This window comes from Clostridium uliginosum, from assembly GCF_900112485.1.
Classification (GTDB): Bacteria; Bacillota; Clostridia; order Clostridiales; family Clostridiaceae; genus Clostridium; species Clostridium uliginosum.
The window spans coordinates 77,507-95,092 of sequence record NZ_FOMG01000008.1 but is presented as its reverse complement, the minus strand read 5'-3'; the positions used below and the strand labels follow the sequence as shown (position 1 = coordinate 95,092).

Genomic DNA, 17,586 nt, shown 5'->3' with positions numbered 1-17,586 from the left:
ATATTTTATTAAATTAAATCTTATTTTATCTTTTGTAATTCATCTAATAACTTCTCATTTAATACTCTAATATAAGTACCTTTCATTCCTAATGATCTAGATTCAATTACTCCTGCGCTTTCAAATTTTCTTAAAGCATTTACAATAACACTTCTAGTTATTCCAACTTTATCAGCAATCTTTGAAGCAACTAACAATCCTTCACTTCCATCTAATTCTTCAAATATATGTTCAACTGCTTCTAATTCTGAATAAGAAAGAGTTCCTATTGCTAATTGAACAACAGCTTTTTTTCTTGTTTGTTCTGCAATTTCATCTTGCATAGCTCTTAACATTTCCATCCCTACAATAGTAGCACTATATTCTACTAAAACTAAATCATCATCAGTGAAATTTTTTCCAAATCTAGCTAATATAAGTGTTCCTAGTCTTTCTCTACTACCTATTATAGGTATTATAGTCGAAATTTTTCCTTTAGCTTTACAATCTCCAATTTCTTCAAATACACATCTACCTTCATTAGGAAGATTAGCTAAAGTATCATTGACTTTCAATAAAGTAAGATTATAATCTTCTGGAAATCTTTTATCCTCTATTACCTTTTTCTTCATAGCTTCACATTCAAAGCTTTGAGAAAAAGTATATCCTAAAACTTTACCTTTTTTGTTTATTATATAAGCGTTACATTCAAGCACTTCACTTAAAAGTGTACATATATCTTGAAATGCCACTGGTTCTGTTCCTGATTTTTGTAGAATTTTATTTAACATTCTAGTTTTATTTAATAATGACGACATTACTTTATCCTCCTTGTTAACCTCACAAAAATATTCGATTATTACAAACAGAATATAATTTTTTGAAAATTCTTAATTTAATGAATTTTATTGTAAGTTAATAATAACTCTAGTCTATCATATTAAATATAGCTTTACAACAGTATTTTGTCTAATTCAACAAAATTATACTAAAATATATTTTATCTTTATATTATTCAGGCTTTTCTTCTATTACTTCTTTAGTATAATCACACTCTTGATTAGAACATTTAACATATTTTCCTTTACTCTTTGAATACTTTAACACCATATATGAATTACATTTAGGACATTTTTCTTTTACTGGTTCATACCAACTTACAAATGTACACTCCGGATACCCTGAACACCCAAAGAATTTCTTTCCTCTTTTGCTCTTTTTAACAACAATCTTCTTTTCGCATTCTGGACAAGGTACATCTAATTCTTCAACTATCGGCTTAGCATTTTTGCAATCTGGATAGCCTGGACAGGCTAAAAAGTCCCCATATCTTCCATGTTTAATTACCATCATACGTCCACATTTATCACACTTAACATCACTAACTTTATCTTCAATAACTATCTTAGATATTTCTTTTTCTGCTTTTTCAATTGCAAACTTTAAAGGAGTAAAAAATTCTTCAACTATTTTAGTCCAATTTTCACTACCTTCTTCTACGTTATCAAGTTTCTTTTCCATTTCTGCTGTAAAATCCGCATCAACTATTTGTTTAAAATATTCACTAACTATATTGTTTACTATAAATCCAAGTTCTGTTGGAATTAAATTTTTCTTTTCGCGAACCACATAAGTTCTCCCTAAAAGAGTTGAAATAGTAGGCACATACGTACTTGGTCTTCCTATACCTTTTTCTTCTAACAATTTAACAAAAGAAGCTTCCGTATATCTTGGAGACGGTTGAGTAAAATGTTGTTTTCCTTCAATAGAATCTGATTTTAATTCTTCACCTTCTTCTAAATCTGGCAATGTTACTGCTTTTTCATCATCTTCATTTAAATAATCATATAATTTCATAAAACCATCAAATGCAATTGTAGATCCAGATGCTTTTAATTTATAATCTCCATTTAATATATCAATTGAATTTGTATTAAGGTTACATGATGCCATTTGACTTGCTACAAATCTATTCCATATTAATGAATATAACTTGTATTGTTCTGAAGTTAAATTTTGCTTTGCAATTTCAGGAGTAATCTCAACATATGTAGGTCTTATAGCTTCATGTGCATCTTGAATATTCTTCTTTCCTTTATATATCCTAGGTGAACTAGGTAAATATTCCTTGCCATAGCTAGACTCTATAAATTCCTTAGCATTTCCTTGAGCTTCTTCTGAAATTCTTACAGAATCTGTTCTCATATAAGTGATTAAACCCACAGTTCCATATCCCTTTACCTCTACACCTTCATACAGACCTTGAGCTACTGACATTGTTCTTTTGGTCATAAAATTCAACTTTTTGCTTCCATCTTGTTGAAGTGTACTTGTTGTAAATGGTGGTAATGGATTTTTAACCTTATTTCCTTTTTTTATTGCTTTTATAATAAACTTATCATTTTTAAGATCTTCTATTATTTTTAATGCCTCTTCTTCAGTATTAATCTCAATTTTTTTATTTTTATATGTTGACATTCTTATTGGGAATTTTTTTCTTTCTTTTTTCAACACACAATCAACTGACCAATATTCTTTAGGTATAAAAGCTTTAATTTCTTCTTCTCTATCACATATCAATTTCAATGCTGCTGATTGCACTCTTCCTGCACTAAGACCCCATTTTACATTCTTCCATAAGATTGGACTTATTTCATATCCCACAAGTCTATCTAGTATCCTTCTAGCTTGTTGTGCATCTACTAAATCCAAATCTATTTGTCTGGCTTGTTTTATGGCCCCTTTAACAGCTGTTTTAGTAATTTCATTAAATACTATTCTGCAACTTTCTTCTTCAGAAATTTTTAAAATATTAGCTAAATGCCAAGAAATAGCTTCCCCTTCACGGTCAGGGTCAGTTGCCAAGTATACTTTATCTGCTTTTTTAGCAGCTTTTCTTAACTTATCTATTAGTTCCCCTTTTCCTCTAATAGTTATATATTTGGGAGTATAGTTATTTTCTATATCAACACCTAATCTACTCTTAGGTAAATCTCTAACATGCCCCATAGAAGCTTCAACAATATAATTTTTTCCTAAATATTTGCCGATTGTTTTTGCTTTTGCCGGCGACTCAACGATTACAAGTTTTTGACCCATAGTTATAACTTCATAAAAATTTTTATGAAGTACTCACCCCCTAAATTCTTTAAATTATTTTTATATAGTAATTACCAGGAAGGCAAATTATCTCATTTTTTATTTGCATTTCAAATAATAACGCATATAAAGCCCCTCTGTCAACTGAACTGTTTTTTAATATATTATCAATATGTACTGGAGAATCTGTTATAATATCTAGAATTTCACTTTTTTCAGGTTTAATTTGCATAGGTGTTATATTTATATAATTTCCATCAAAAAACTGCTTTAGATCCTCTACACCTGTTAAAATATCACACCCATCTTTAATTAACTTATTCGTTCCTGCTGCTCCTTTATATAAGATAGAACCTGGAACTACTAAAACTGGTTTATTTTGTTCCTGGGCTTTTCTAGCTGTTATTAAAGAACCACTTTTTTCAGTAGCTTCTATAACTATCACTCCATCACTTAGCCCACTAATTATTCTATTTCTTAATGGGAAATTGTATTTCAACGGTGGCATTCCAATTGGAAATTCAGAAATAATTAATCCTTTTTCAACAATCTTAGAAAATAATGCTTTATTTTCTGGTGGATATACTATATCTATTCCGCAACCCAATACTACAATTGTATTACCATCATTTTCTAATGCAGTTTTATGTGCAATAGAATCTATACCTCTTGCTCCACCGCTTATAAGCGCTATATTATTAGTAATAATCTCCTTTGTCAAGACCTTTGTTGTTGCTAATCCATAATTAGAGAATTTTCTAGCTCCTACAATTGCTAAAGATTTCTTATTTATAAGATCAATATTTCCTTTATAAAACAGATAATATGGAACCTCCTTAATTTGCTTTAACTTCTCTTTATATAAAGGATTGGAGTAGGTTATATATCCTACTCCAATTTTTTTTAATGATTCCTTTAAAGCTAAAACTTCATATAATAAATCATTCTTTTCAAAATTTTTAATTTTTTTTTCTAAAACCTTATTTTCTTTTACAATATCCTCAAAATTATTATATATATTTTCTTCAGTTTCATACTGTTCTATCAATTTTATTTTTTGATAATTTGTAATATCTAATAATATTAACCATAACTCATAGTCTATCATATTAATTCTCCCTTTATTATATAATTTCTCCATTAATATTTTTTCTATAACTAAAAGCTTCTAAAATATGTCCTTCTAATATATCTTTGCTATTTTCTATATCAGCTATGGTTCTTGCTAATTTTATTACCTTTCCATATCCTCTTAATGATACACTAGAAGTGTTATAATAATGTTTTAATATATCATTACACTTTTCACTCATTCTACATATCTCAAAAATGTCTTTTCCTTTTATATCTGAATTATATTTATATTTAGTATCTTTAAATCTAGTTTCTTGAATCTCCCTAGCTTTAAGGACATTTTGCTTCATAATTTTAGAATTATAGGCATCCTTTCTTTTTTCAATCTCATCATACTTAAGTCTTGGAACAAAATTTAATATATCTATTCTATCTAATAATGCACTTGAAAATTTATTAAAATATTTTCTTGTTTGATAACCTGAATATAAAACATCGCCTGCTATTTCATCTTCTTTTTTCTCAATAGGATTAAAAGCACCTACTAACAAAAAATCAGCCGGCATTGTATAACTTCCACTAATTCTATTTATATTAATTTGCTTTTCTTCTAGTGGCTCTCTTAATGACTCTAATACCTCTTTTCTAAATTCTAGTATCTCATCTAGGAACAATACTCCGTTATGTGCTAAAGTTATTTCTCCCGCCTTTATTTCTCTCCCTCCACCAGTTAATGCAATTCTTGTTGTTGTATGATGTGGAGCTCTAAATGGGCGCTTTAAAATCGAATTTTTTGTCATAAGTCCTGATGCACTATATATCTTTGCAATCTCTATTAATTCTTCTTTAGATAATGGTGGAAGTATAGATGTTAAAGCTTTTGCAAGCATTGTTTTCCCAGATCCCGGTTCTCCGTAAAGAAGTATATTATGATTACCTGCAGCTGCAATTTCTAATGCCCTTTTAGATGAATATTGCCCTATAACTTCACCATAATCCAATAAGTCTGTTCTTTTATCTTCGTTTATTTTATTAACATTTTTGTAAGGAAGTAAATCCTTGTATGTAATATAAGAAATTACTTCATTTAATGTTTTAAAAGGATAATACTCCCCTTCTTCAAAATAATAACTTTCTTCTAAATTTTCAAATGGAAAAATAAATTTATTAACATTTTCTTTAATACCTTGAATTATTATTGGTATTGTTCCCTTAATACCTTTAAGTTCACCAGATAAAGATAATTCTCCAAATATTATATAATTACTTATTTTATTATCTTTTAGTTGACTTGATGCCATAAGTATCCCTAATGCAATAGGTAAATCTAAAAGTGATCCTATCTTTTTAACATCCGCTGGTGCTAAATTAATAGTTATTCTTCCTAAAGGAAATTCAAATCCACTATTTAATATTGCCGCTCTAACTCTTTCTTTAGCTTCTTTAACTGAAGTGTCGGCGAGTCCTACAATTGAAAACATGGGTAAACCCTTTGATATATCAACCTCTACTTCAATTAAAAAACCTTCTAACCCATTATGTGTCGCACTTATTATTTTTACTGCCATATAAATCACCCATTAAGATTATAGACACAGATTGCTTTATTAATCCTATTATTTTAAAATTGATTAATTTATTTATTAATGTTAATACTCTTACTATATTTTAAGTTAGGCACAATTATAAGAAATCACTATTATAACAAATCAAAATTATGTTAAATACATTCAAACAAGGTATTTCCTTAAAACACCTTATTAGGAGTGATAAATAATGAAGAAATTAAACAAAGAAATAGGTAATCACTGTGAAAAATTAGCTCAAGATTATTTATTTAAAAATGGCTATAAAATATTAGAATGTAATTTCAGAAATTTCTTAGGTGAAATAGATATTATATGTTTAAAAGATGACCTTTTAATAATTGTTGAAGTAAAAGGTAGATATAACTATAATTATGGAACTCCAAGAGAAGCTGTATCTATTCATAAGCAAAATTCTATTATAAAAGTTACTAACTCATATATTGCTTATAAAAAATTTAATAATAATAATGTACGATTTGATATTATTGAAGTGTATTTAAATACTATTAATTCATCATTTAAAATAAATCATATAAAAGATTCATTTAGACTTTAGGCGCATTAAAAAAATACCATTTAGAAATGTTTATTAAACACTTCTAAATGGTATTTTTATTCTAATAGCTAATATTTTTCTCTTTTAAACTCTGGAAATAAGTACTGTACTCTCTTTTATGAGCTCTTCTAAAACATTTATGAACGTATATGTACATTAAAGGTAAACTCTATCTAAGCCTAAAAATCGTTTGATAATATTTTAGTTAAAAAGCTATCTCTATGTATAGCACACTTTCCATATTTCTTCAGTCCATCTATATGTTTTTGAGTTCCATATCCCATATTATTTTCAAAATCATAATACGGATATTTTAAAGCATATTCCTTCATAAGCTCATCTCTATAGACTTTAGCAAGTATAGATGCTGCTGCAATACATGCACTTTTTGTATCTCCCTTTATAACAGCTTTATTATCAATTTTTATATTTTTAACTAGATATCCATCTGACAAAACTAAATCCGGTTTTACTTTTAAAGAATTACAAGCATCTAAAAAAATCTTATTATTTGAAAAAGATATTCCTTTTTCATCAATTTCATAACTTGATGAAATTCCTATATTGTATGCTAATGCTTTTTCTTTAATAACTTCTGCAAGTTCCTCTCTCTTAGCTGAGTTTAATTTTTTAGAATCATTTAGATATAAAATTAAATCTTCTTCTAAAATATTTAAGTCTAAAACAACAGCACATGCAACAATTGGTCCAGCTAAAGGTCCTCTTCCAACTTCATCTACACCTGCTACACACTTATAACCTTCAAAAGATTTATCAAATTCGTACATTGAATTTACTCTTTCAACTTCACCTAAATAAGCATTTAATTCTTTTTGAAGATGCTTTCCTAATGAAGATACATTCTTTCTCTTATCATTTAATAAAATCTCAATAATATCAATTAGTTGTTTACACTTATAATTTTTAGCTATGGAAATATTGCTTATTTCATCTTTAACTTTTTTAAATGATAATTCGCTTATATCACAATTAAGAAAGTTTTTCATTTTCAACACTCGGACGTTCTAGCGATATCTTTCCTATTCTTCCAGCTCTAAATTCATCAAGTAAAATAACTGCTATTCTATTATAATCAATTCCACCACCAGAAATTAAAGTTCCTCTTTTTCTTGCTATAGCATCCAAAGTATCTACTGGATTTTCAAAAATCTCTGGTATCTTATATCTTTCTTTTAATTTAGTCGCATAATACATTTGTAATCTTTCAACAAGTTTATATGAGAGTTCCTCTATATCCATAATTTCATCTTTTATAGCACCTGTAAATGCTAGATTTAAAGCTGTTTCATCATCTTCAAATCTAGGCCATAATACTCCTGGTGTATCTAAAAGCTCTATTCCTATAGCTGTTTTTATCCATTGCTTACTTTTAGTAACTCCTGGTTTATCTCCTGTTTTAGCTGTACTATTCCTTGCCATCTTATTAATGAAAGTTGATTTACCTACGTTTGGAATACCAACCACCATAACCCTTGTAGTTATATTAACCATACCTTTTGCTCTTAATCTATCATGCTTTTCTTTTAAAAGAGCTAACAATGCTGGTTTTATAGATTTTATTCCATCACCCTTTAAACAATTTACTTCTAATACCTTAATATCATCTTTTGTTAAATATTTAATCCATTGCTTAGTAACCCTATCTTCTGTTAGATCGCTTTTATTTAAAAGTATAATCCTTGGTTTACCTTGCAATAAATTATCGATATCAGGATTAGCTGAGCTTCTTGGTATTCTAGCATCCCTTATTTCAATAACAGCATCAACTAACTTTAAATTTTCTTTTATTTCTCTTTGAGTCTTTTTCATATGCCCTGGGAACCAGTTAATTGCCATTTTACGACTCCTCCTTAATTTTTTTATATAATTCGAAAAAGCTTTAGACTAAATACATTCTACAATATATATTTTAAAAACAAAACATGTAACAATCTATTGAAAAAATACAGAATTACCAATACATGATTATCTTAATTTAACATTTAAAATTAATTGTAAAAAATAAAAGTTATACTTTACATTCTCATATAGAAAATAAAAGGGAGCATCAAGCCCCCTTTTGAGTGTACTTTTTACTTAGGCATATTAAAATAAATAACAAGTAAGTCAGCTAGTCTATTTTTGCATCATAAGGAAGCTCGACTCGTATACACTCACTGAGTAAGTGATTCACACAAAATCATAGATTGCACGGTGTGAAAGTTCGAAGAACGAAATATACGTCGCATCTTTGACTTATTATTTTCTTTCATATACCTTATATAGAAAAAAAGAGGACTGAATCAGTCCCTCTTTTTGCCTTAATTATCTAGTTAATAATTCTCTAACTTTTGCAGCCTTACCAACTCTATCTCTTAAGTAGTAAAGTTTAGCTCTTCTTACTCTACCTTTTCTTGAGATTTCAACTTTTTGAATTATTGGTGCATGCATTGGAAATGTTCTTTCAACTCCATATCCACCAGCAAGTCTTCTTACAGTGAAAGTCTCTCTTAATCCACCATTTTGTTTCTTGATTACAGTACCTTCGAACATTTGAACTCTTTCTCTTGTACCTTCTGTAATCTTAACATAAACTTTTACATTGTCACCAACCTTAAAGTTTGGTAAGTCAGTTCTAAGTTGTTCAGCTTCAATAGCTCTTATTATTTCATTCATTGTGCATTCCCTCCTTAAAAGATAATTTGACGTTCTTAACATAATTCACATGTGACAGAGGAACGCCCGTACTAGCACAAGTTTAATATTAACATATATTTTTATATGTTTCAACAAAAATTATTTATTTTTGTTTTTCTAAAAGTTTTTTATCTTCTTTGGTTAGAGTATTTTTTTTATATAAATCTGGTCTTTTACTCTTTGTTATATTTAATGATTGTAGCCTTCTCCATTTTCTTATATTCTCATGATGACCAGATAAAAGTACATCCGGAACCTTTTCTCCATCAAATTCATCTGGCCTAGTATATTGAGGGTATTCTAATAATCCGTCAGAAAAAGATTCTTCAATAAAGCTTTCTTCCTTCCCAAGTACTCCTGGAATAAGGCGTAATACAGAATCTATAACAGGAATTGCCGCCATTTCTCCACCTGTGAGAATAAAATCTCCTAATGAAATTTCCATATCAATGTGCTTATATACTCGTTCATCTATTCCTTCATAATGACCACACAAAAATATCAGTTCATCTTCATTTGATAAATCTCTTGCTATCTTCTGATTAAAAGTTTTTCCTCTTGGACCTAAAAAAATCACTTTTCCTTTATTATTTTCTTTTGCACATTTTATAGTATCTACAATAGGTTGAGGAGCCATAACCATACCTGCTCCACCACCATAAGGATAGTCATCTACCTTCTTATGCTTACTTAAAGTATAATCTCTTATATTTAATATATCAAAGTTAATTATGTTACTTTCCTGAGCTCTTCCTATAATGCTATAATTAAAAATTGAAAACATTTCTGGAAAAAGGGTAAGTATACTAATTTTCATCCTGCCACTGCCCAACCGGTTTAATTACTATCTTCTTTTCATTTATGTCAATACTTAAAACAATATCTTTCAATACAGGTATTAATAATTCCTTAGGTTCTTTAATCCAATATACATCATTATTTGGAGTGCTAAGTACTTCAAATATCTCTCCAAGTTCTACATTTTCAGTATCATATACTATACATCCTATTAAATCTGTAACATAATATGTATCTTCTTCAAGTGGCTTTTCAGCACTTCTTGGTATTTCAAGATACTTTTGTTTATAAGTTTCAGCATCATTCATAGAATCTATACCTTCTATTTTTAAGATAACTCTATCTTTTTGAAACTTAACACTTAAGATATTTCTTTCTACACCATCTACGAATACATTTTTAAGCTTCTTAAATTTCTGTACATCCTCAGTTAACGGGTATACCTTTACTTCTCCTTTAATTCCATGAGTATTTATGATTTGCCCTATCTTAAATAATTCTTCCAATATTTTCACTCCTTACTAATAAAGTTTTAATTTATTATTTGGGCTATGTTTTAAAAGAGTGTTGATATTGTTATATAGTAGTGAACTGGCATTGAAATTTGCTTTGTAGAACTCTTAAGTGAATGTCAAAAAGTGAGAGTCCAAATTTTATATTTGGTTCCTCAAACTTTCTCTGTGAGCATTTTATATTTTGTTACTTGAACTTACTCAGCGAATGTACATGAGTCGAGTTTCCTTTTAGTCTTACTATTAATTGCTTGTCACAATCTTTGATTGGGAGCATGCATTAATAGGACTAATATTCATTTTAGAGTTCTTAAAGTAAATTTCACTGTCCATGAGCTTTATATTACAATGTCAACACGATTTTAAAACAAAGCGATTATTTTAAATGCTTAAGATATATTAAAAAGAGTTAGGTTCAACCCTAACTCTTAATTTTCAAATAATTTCTACTATAACGCGTTTATTTTGTTTAACTGCTGTAGCTTTTATAACTGTTCTAATAGCTTTTGCTATTCTTCCTTGCTTACCAATGATTCTACCCATATCTTCTGGCGCTACTTTTAACTCTAATATTATAGATTGCTCTCCTATTATTTCGTTAACTATAACTTGGTTTGGATCATCAACAAGGGACTTAGCTATAAACTCAACTAATTCCTTCATAAACGTCTATAATTAGTATGTACTAATTATAGAATTCACCTCCAAAAAATTACTTGCTAAGACCTGCTTTAACAAAAAGCTTCTTAACTATGTCTGTTGGTTGTGCTCCGTTTTGTAACCATTTATTAGCTTTTTCTTCGCTAATTTTAACTTCTGCTGGTTCAGTTATTGGATTGTAGTATCCAATTTCTTCGATGAATTTACCATCTCTTGGACTTCTTGAATCTGCAACTATTATTCTGTAGAAAGGTGCTTTCTTAGCTCCCATTCTTCTTAATCTTATTTTAACTGCCATTTTAATTTCACCTCCTTCAAAAATTAACTATCTATTTAACTCTAGAAAGGCATTTTTCCAAATAACCCCTTTTTTGATTGTTTCTGAAATGATTTCATCTGTTTCATGTTCTTTTTCATCATTTCATAACTTTTCATGAGTTTATTAACTTCTTGTATCGTTGTACCTGATCCTTCAGCTATTCTTTTCTTTCTTGAAGATGCATGAGCTATAAGACTAGGATTTTTTCTTTCTTTAGCTGTCATTGATTGAATTACAGCTTTTGTCTTACTCATTGTTTCTTCACCTTTAGAAAAATCTACTCCTTGAAGCTCTTTAGAATTCATTCCTGGAATCATCTCTAAAATTTTGTTTAAAGGTCCAAGCTTTTTCATTTGATCCATAGCCATCAAGTAATCCTCAAAGTTAAATTCTTGATTTAACATTCTTTTTCCTAAATCAGCAGCTTCTTTTTCATCAATAGCTGATTTAGCTTTTTCAATCAGTGATAAAACATCACCCATACCAAGAATTCTTGAAGACATTCTATCTGGATGGAAAACTTCAAAATCATTCATTTTTTCGCCCGTACCAATATACTTAATTGGTCTATCAATCATAGTTTTGATTGATAAAGCTGCTCCACCTCTAGTATCACCATCTAACTTAGTTAAGATAACTCCAGTTACATCTAAATCATTATTAAAACTTTGTGCAACATTTACAGCATCTTGACCTGTCATAGAATCAACAACTAAAAGTATTTCTGAAGGATTAACATTTTCCTTAATATCTTGTAGTTCTTTCATTAGCTCTTCATCAATATGAAGTCTACCAGCTGTATCTATAATAATAACATTATTACCATTGTCCTTAGCATGAGATATACCAGCTTTTGCAATATCTACTGGATTAACCTTATCACCCATTGAAAATACTGGAATTTCAATTTGCTTTCCTACAATCTCTAATTGCTTTATTGCTGCAGGTCTGTAAACATCACATGCAACCAACAATGGTTTTTTATTGTTTTTTCTAAGTTCTAATGCAAGTTTACCACACATTGTAGTTTTACCTGCTCCTTGTAAACCAACTAACATAATAACTGTAGAACCTGAACTCGAGTAATTAATTTTACTCTCACTTCCACCCATAAGATTAGTAAGTTCTTCGTTAACTATTTTAATAACTTGTTGGCCTGGAGTTAAACTTTCAAGTACTTCGCTTCCAACACATTTGGAGCTGACATTTGAAATAAACCCTTTAACAACTTTATAATTAACATCTGCTTCTAATAAGGCAAGCTTTACTTCTCTCATGGCTTCTTTTATATCTTTTTCAGTTAGCTTCCCTTTACCTTTTAACTTTTTAAAAGTTTCCTGTAACTTTTCTGCTAAACCTTCAAAAGCCATGTTTACCCCCTCCTTATAAATTTTCTAGCTTTTCTTTTAAACTTAAGTATTCATCATTATCAATTGAATATTTTTCTTTTAGTTCTTCTAAAAAATTCATAATATCTTTTTCTCTTTTTATACTCTTTTGAAGTAAGTTAAGCTTACTTTCATATGATAGAAGTTGTTTGTAACATCTTTTAATCAAATCATGAATCGCTTGACGACTTGTTTTACTTAATTCAGCTATTTCAGCTAAAGATAAATCATCGTTATAATACAATTCCATAATGTCACGTTGTTTTTCAGTTAGTAATGAACCATATAAATCCATAAACAATGAAATTTCAACTCTATCTTCCATATAATCACCTTACCCACAAGAGAAATTTTAACAGGATTTTTTATGCCTGTCAAGTACTTTTACTTAACAGGCATATATTTTTTAATAATACCTAAATATCTACTCCTATATTAGAGCTTCTGCAAAGCTTTCTGCATCAAATTCTTGAAGGTCATCTATCCCTTCTCCAACACCTATATATTTAACAGGAATGTTTAAACTTTGTTTTATAGAAATTACTACTCCACCTTTTGCAGTCCCATCTAATTTAGTTAATATGATACCATCAATAGGACATACTTCCATGAACTGCTTTGCTTGAATTACTGCATTTTGTCCTGTCGTAGCATCTAATACAAGTAATGTCTCTTTTTTAACATCTGGTAATTCTCTATCTATTATTCTATTTATCTTTTCTAATTCATTCATTAAGTTCTTCTTATTATGCAATCTGCCTGCAGTATCACATATCAATAATTCTGTATTTCTAGCCTTTGAAGCTTCTATTGCATCAAACACTACTGCTGCTGGATCTGATCCTTCTTGATGTTTTATTAAATCAACTTCAGCTCTTTTACTCCAAACCTCTAATTGATCTATAGCACCTGCTCTAAATGTATCAGCTGCAACAAGTAATACTTTCTTACCACTTCTTTTATTTTTAGCTGCAAGCTTTCCTATTGAAGTAGTTTTACCAACTCCATTAACACCAATTACAAGCATAACTTTTTTTTCATCATCATCTTCTTCATAATCACCCTCAATCAGAATTTCTTTTACTACTTCCTTTAAAGCAGGTTTTACTTCTTTAGGATCATTTATTTTTTCCTTACGAATTTTATTTCTTAATCTTTCTATGATATCCATGGTAGTATCCATACCTATATCAGATGTTATTAGTATTTCCTCTAACTCCTCATACAAATCCTCATCTATAGCTATTGCTATATTTAAAGCTTCATTTATTTTATCAGTTAATCCGTCCCTAGTTTTAGTTAATCCTTCTTTTAGTTTATTCAACAAATTTCCAAACAAATTTGATTCCTCCTAATTTTAATGATTTGATAAATCTACAGATACAACTTTAGATATGCCTTTCTCTTCCATTGTAACTCCATATATAATATCACTAACCTCCATTGTTCCTTTTCTATGTGTTATAACTATAAATTGAGTATTTTTTGAAAACTTAGTTAAGAATTCTGCATATCTATATACATTAGCATCATCTAATGCTGCTTCTATTTCATCTAATATACAAAATGGTGTTGGCTTCATTTTTAATATAGCAAACATTAGAGCTATAGCAGATAAAACTTTTTCTCCACCAGACATTAAATTTATATTTTGTAGTTTTTTACCTGGTGGTTCTACATTTATATCAATATTGGAAGTAAGTTCATCTCCATGCGATAAAATAAGCTCTGCACTTCCACCTTTAAATAATTCTTTAAAAGTTTGATTGAAATTATAATTTAAAATCCTAAAATTTTCTTTAAATAACTCTTTCATCTTAATTGTCATTTCTTGAATAACAGCTTTTAATTCTTCTTTAGCATTTTCTAAATCTTGTTCTTGTGAAGACATAAATTCAAATTTTTCCTTTACCTCTTCATATTCTTCAATAGCTGCTAAATTTACTGTACCAAGTGATGTTATACTTGACTTTAAGTTACGAATTAATTCTCTAATCTTTTCTTCATCTTCAACATTTTCTGCAACATCTAAAGCTTCTGCATATGTTAGTTCTAATTCTTCATTAAGTTTCTTATAGTAATTATCTTTTTCTATTTCTTTCTTTGCTTTTATAATTTCTTTTTTATTAAGATCTTTCTCTTTTATATTTATCATATCAAACATATCATTTATTAAGTTATCTTTTAATTGAAATTCCTGCTTTATCTTTTCTTTTAGCATCTCTTTGTCTTTAAATATTTCTTCTAATTCTTTAATTTTATTGTTATTGCCTTTTATATTATTTAGCTTATTCTCAATATCTAATTCAAACTTATTAACACTATACTTACTTTGCTCATTTTCCTTGCATAAAACTTTATCTTTTTCAAATAAATACTCAAGTTCTTTTTTTACTCTTAAGAGTTCATTTTTTTCTCCTTGAATAGTTTCGTTTAAAGTAGCTTTATAAATTTTTCCCTCAGTAATTTTATCATTATTATCATTAATTTCTTTTGATTTTTCTTTTATTAATTCCTCTAATTTTAAACTTCTATCTTTATTAAATATATTTTTATTTTCAACCAACTTAATTTCTATTTTTTTATTTTCAAGGTTATTATTAAAATTAACTATTTCATTTGAAATCCTTTGAATCTCATTATTAGTTATTTCCAAATTATCCTTAAACTTATTAGTATCATTTTGAAGTCTTTGAGCTTCGCCTTGTCTTTTGGTTATCTCTATATTTTTATAATGAATCTCATCTTTTTTATTTAAGAGTTCTTCATCTAAATCTTTAATTTTTTCTTTTAAGTCATATGTTTCTTTTGCATACACATTACATTGTTGTTGATTTGCTTTTATTTGAGATGATAATTCTTCAATTTCTCTTTTTCTACTAAGTACATTATTGTGCTTAGCATATAAACTTCCCCCTGTTAAAGCACCTCCAGGGCTTATTATTTCTCCACTTAATGTAACTATTTTATATCTATAATTTCCAATTCGTGCTATATTTAAAGCAGAATCCATGTCTTTGCATATTATAGTTCGTCCTAACACATACTCTAGTATATCTTTATACTGTGGTGTATATAAAACTATATCACTTCCGAGTCCAATATATCCAGTTGCTTCAGTAAGTTTCTTATCTAAAATCAATTTCTTACCTTTTATTATGTTTAAAGGCAAAAATGTAGCTCTTCCTAAATGATTATCTTTTAGGTATTTGATTAATTTCTTTGCGCCCTCTTCATTTTCGGTAATAACATTAGAGATGGCTGCTCCTAATGCTATTTCTATAGCTATTTCATGTTGTTTAGAAACTTTAAAAACATCTCCTAATACCTTAGTATTTTGCACATTCATAATTTTTTCTTTATGGATTCCATCCATTAAGTGTTTAACTGCCTTATTATATCCTTCATATTGTTTTTCTAAACTCTCAAGCATATTTTTATTTGCTTCTAGTTTAGTTAAAATATTATTTAATTTTCCAAACTCAGTTTGTTTCTTTGATAATATATTAGTTAATGAATTTTTCGTACTTTTATCTTCATATATAATTTTTTCTATCAATTTTATATTGTTTTTATCACTATTTATATTATCTACTAATTTATCATAGGTGGCACCATTAATAGCTATATTGTGTTTTATAGATTCATATGATTTTTTTAATTCAAGTTTTTTCTCTTCTCTTAACATAATATCTCTATTTATTAATGTTATTTTATTTTTTATATCTGAATTATTTCTTAAAAGTTCGAATTCGCCTTCTTTTAATTGATTAAGCTCTTGATCCATGTCTTTTAATTCTTCCAAGAAAGTAAATTGACACTTTTCTAAGTTATCAACATCTTCATCTTTAGTTTTTTGATTATCTAATTTACTACTTAAAGATTTACTTATAATATCTTTTGATTCATTTAATTCGTTAATTTTTAATAAAATAGTTTCAATATCATTTTCATTCTTACTAATCTTTTCTTTAAGATTCTTAACTCTTTCTTTACTTAACTCAATATTTTTAGAATCCTCATTAATTAAATCCTTAATCTCGTAATATGAATTCTTTTCTTTCTTAGTTTCATCTTCTAACTTCTCTATGTTTTCTTCTAATACTTTAAGTTCACTTTTTTGAAAAGTTAACTCCTTCTTTTTTGCTTCAATAAGATAATTTTTCTTATTTATTTCTTCATCAAAATATTTAAGCTCTTCTTCTTTCGTTTTTATATACTTAACTAAAAGAGAAACTTCATTTTTCTTTAAATCATAAGAAATCTCATTAAATTTAAGTGCTTTCTCTCTATCAATTCTTAGTGGCTCTATTCTCTCTTCATAAGTCGATATTATGTCTCTTATTCTAACTAGATTATTATCTGTATTAAATAACTTTTTTTCGGCTTCTTCTTTTCTAGTTTTAAACTTAACAATTCCTGCCGCTTCTTCTAAGAGTGCTCTTCTTTCTTCAGGTTTTCCACTTAATATAGACTCAATTTTCCCTTGCCCAATTAAAGAATATCCTTCTTTACCTATACCTGTATCCATAAAAAGATTTGTTACATCCTTAAGTCTACATTTTTTATTATTAATTAAATATTCAGATTCTCCTGATCTAAATATTCGTCTAGATACAGTAACTTCATTATATTCCATTGTAAGTTTTTGATCACTATTATCTAGAGTTAGAGATACTTGTGCTAATCCTACAGGTTTTCTAAACTGTGTCCCTGCAAAGATTACGTCCTCCATTTTCCCTCCTCTTAATATCTTAATGCTTTGTTCTCCAAGAACCCATCTTACCGCATCTGAAATATTACTCTTACCGCTACCATTTGGTCCTACTACTGCTGTTACTCCGTTGTTAAACTTTAATTCCGTCTTATCAGCAAAGGACTTAAATCCTCTTATATCTAGTGATTTTAAAAACAC

16 protein-coding genes are annotated in these 17,586 nt (G+C 28.3%); 1 reads left to right on the top strand and 15 read right to left on the bottom strand.

What is annotated here, in order from left to right:
- Positions 1–20: 20 nt before the first annotated feature.
- From codY to BM027_RS07450, 4 genes are all read right to left on the bottom strand, one after another.
- Positions 21–797, bottom strand: coding sequence for a GTP-sensing pleiotropic transcriptional regulator CodY (gene codY / locus BM027_RS07465; protein ID WP_090090321.1), 777 nt, complete (start codon positions 795–797; stop codon positions 21–23).
- Positions 798–990: 193 nt separating this feature from the next.
- Positions 991–3,078 carry a type I DNA topoisomerase gene (gene topA / locus BM027_RS07460; RefSeq protein ID WP_090090318.1) on the bottom strand — a complete coding sequence of 696 codons (2,088 nt, stop codon included), beginning with the start codon at positions 3,076–3,078 and terminating at the stop codon, positions 991–993.
- A 49-nt stretch (positions 3,079–3,127) separates the two neighbouring features.
- A complete protein-coding gene (gene dprA / locus BM027_RS07455) occupies positions 3,128–4,186 on the bottom strand; it encodes a DNA-processing protein DprA (protein WP_090090315.1) in 1,059 nt (352 codons plus the stop codon).
- A gap of 16 nt (positions 4,187–4,202) precedes the next feature.
- Positions 4,203–5,720 carry a YifB family Mg chelatase-like AAA ATPase gene (locus BM027_RS07450; protein ID WP_090090313.1) on the bottom strand — a complete coding sequence of 506 codons (1,518 nt, stop codon included), beginning with the start codon at positions 5,718–5,720 and terminating at the stop codon, positions 4,203–4,205.
- A gap of 208 nt (positions 5,721–5,928) precedes the next feature.
- Between BM027_RS07450 and BM027_RS07445 the strand changes: the two genes are divergently transcribed.
- The gene (locus BM027_RS07445; protein WP_090090310.1) at positions 5,929–6,297 is read left to right on the top strand and encodes a YraN family protein; all 369 of its coding nucleotides are present in this window, start codon (positions 5,929–5,931) and stop codon (positions 6,295–6,297) included.
- 179 nt (positions 6,298–6,476) lie between these two features.
- On the opposite strand, the gene BM027_RS07440 is transcribed toward BM027_RS07445, so the two are convergent.
- The 11 genes from BM027_RS07440 to smc form a co-directional block, all read right to left on the bottom strand.
- The gene (locus BM027_RS07440; RefSeq protein ID WP_090090308.1) at positions 6,477–7,304 is read right to left on the bottom strand and encodes a ribonuclease HII; all 828 of its coding nucleotides are present in this window, start codon (positions 7,302–7,304) and stop codon (positions 6,477–6,479) included.
- Positions 7,288–8,154 carry a ribosome biogenesis GTPase YlqF gene (gene ylqF, locus BM027_RS07435; protein ID WP_090090305.1) on the bottom strand — a complete coding sequence of 289 codons (867 nt, stop codon included), beginning with the start codon at positions 8,152–8,154 and terminating at the stop codon, positions 7,288–7,290. Before ylqF ends, BM027_RS07440 begins: the two co-directional genes overlap by 17 nt.
- 468 nt (positions 8,155–8,622) lie before the next feature.
- Complete coding sequence (gene rplS / locus BM027_RS07430) at positions 8,623–8,973, bottom strand: 50S ribosomal protein L19 (protein WP_090090303.1); 351 nt, start codon at positions 8,971–8,973, stop codon at positions 8,623–8,625.
- Positions 8,974–9,097: 124 nt separating this feature from the next.
- Complete coding sequence (gene trmD / locus BM027_RS07425; protein WP_090090299.1) at positions 9,098–9,811, bottom strand: tRNA (guanosine(37)-N1)-methyltransferase TrmD; 714 nt, start codon at positions 9,809–9,811, stop codon at positions 9,098–9,100.
- Positions 9,801–10,298 carry a ribosome maturation factor RimM gene (gene rimM, locus BM027_RS07420; protein ID WP_090090296.1) on the bottom strand — a complete coding sequence of 166 codons (498 nt, stop codon included), beginning with the start codon at positions 10,296–10,298 and terminating at the stop codon, positions 9,801–9,803. Before rimM ends, trmD begins: the two co-directional genes overlap by 11 nt.
- Positions 10,299–10,739: 441 nt before the next feature.
- Positions 10,740–10,967, bottom strand: a complete 228-nt coding sequence (locus BM027_RS07415) for a KH domain-containing protein (protein WP_090090293.1) — start codon at positions 10,965–10,967, stop codon at positions 10,740–10,742.
- 49 nt (positions 10,968–11,016) lie between these two features.
- Positions 11,017–11,262 (bottom strand): 30S ribosomal protein S16, encoded by a 246-nt coding sequence (gene rpsP / locus BM027_RS07410; protein WP_090090291.1) that lies wholly within the window; start codon positions 11,260–11,262, stop codon positions 11,017–11,019.
- 41 nt (positions 11,263–11,303) lie between these two features.
- The gene (gene ffh, locus BM027_RS07405; RefSeq protein WP_090090288.1) at positions 11,304–12,653 is read right to left on the bottom strand and encodes a signal recognition particle protein; all 1,350 of its coding nucleotides are present in this window, start codon (positions 12,651–12,653) and stop codon (positions 11,304–11,306) included.
- Positions 12,654–12,666: 13 nt separating this feature from the next.
- Positions 12,667–12,996, bottom strand: a complete 330-nt coding sequence (locus tag BM027_RS07400) for a putative DNA-binding protein (RefSeq protein ID WP_090090286.1) — start codon at positions 12,994–12,996, stop codon at positions 12,667–12,669.
- A gap of 105 nt (positions 12,997–13,101) precedes the next feature.
- On the bottom strand, positions 13,102–14,010 hold the full coding sequence (ftsY, locus tag BM027_RS07395; RefSeq protein WP_090090283.1) for a signal recognition particle-docking protein FtsY: 909 nt from the start codon (positions 14,008–14,010) through the stop codon (positions 13,102–13,104).
- Positions 14,011–14,028: 18 nt separating this feature from the next.
- Positions 14,029–17,586, bottom strand: a complete 3,558-nt coding sequence (smc, locus tag BM027_RS07390; protein ID WP_090090280.1) for a chromosome segregation protein SMC — start codon at positions 17,584–17,586, stop codon at positions 14,029–14,031.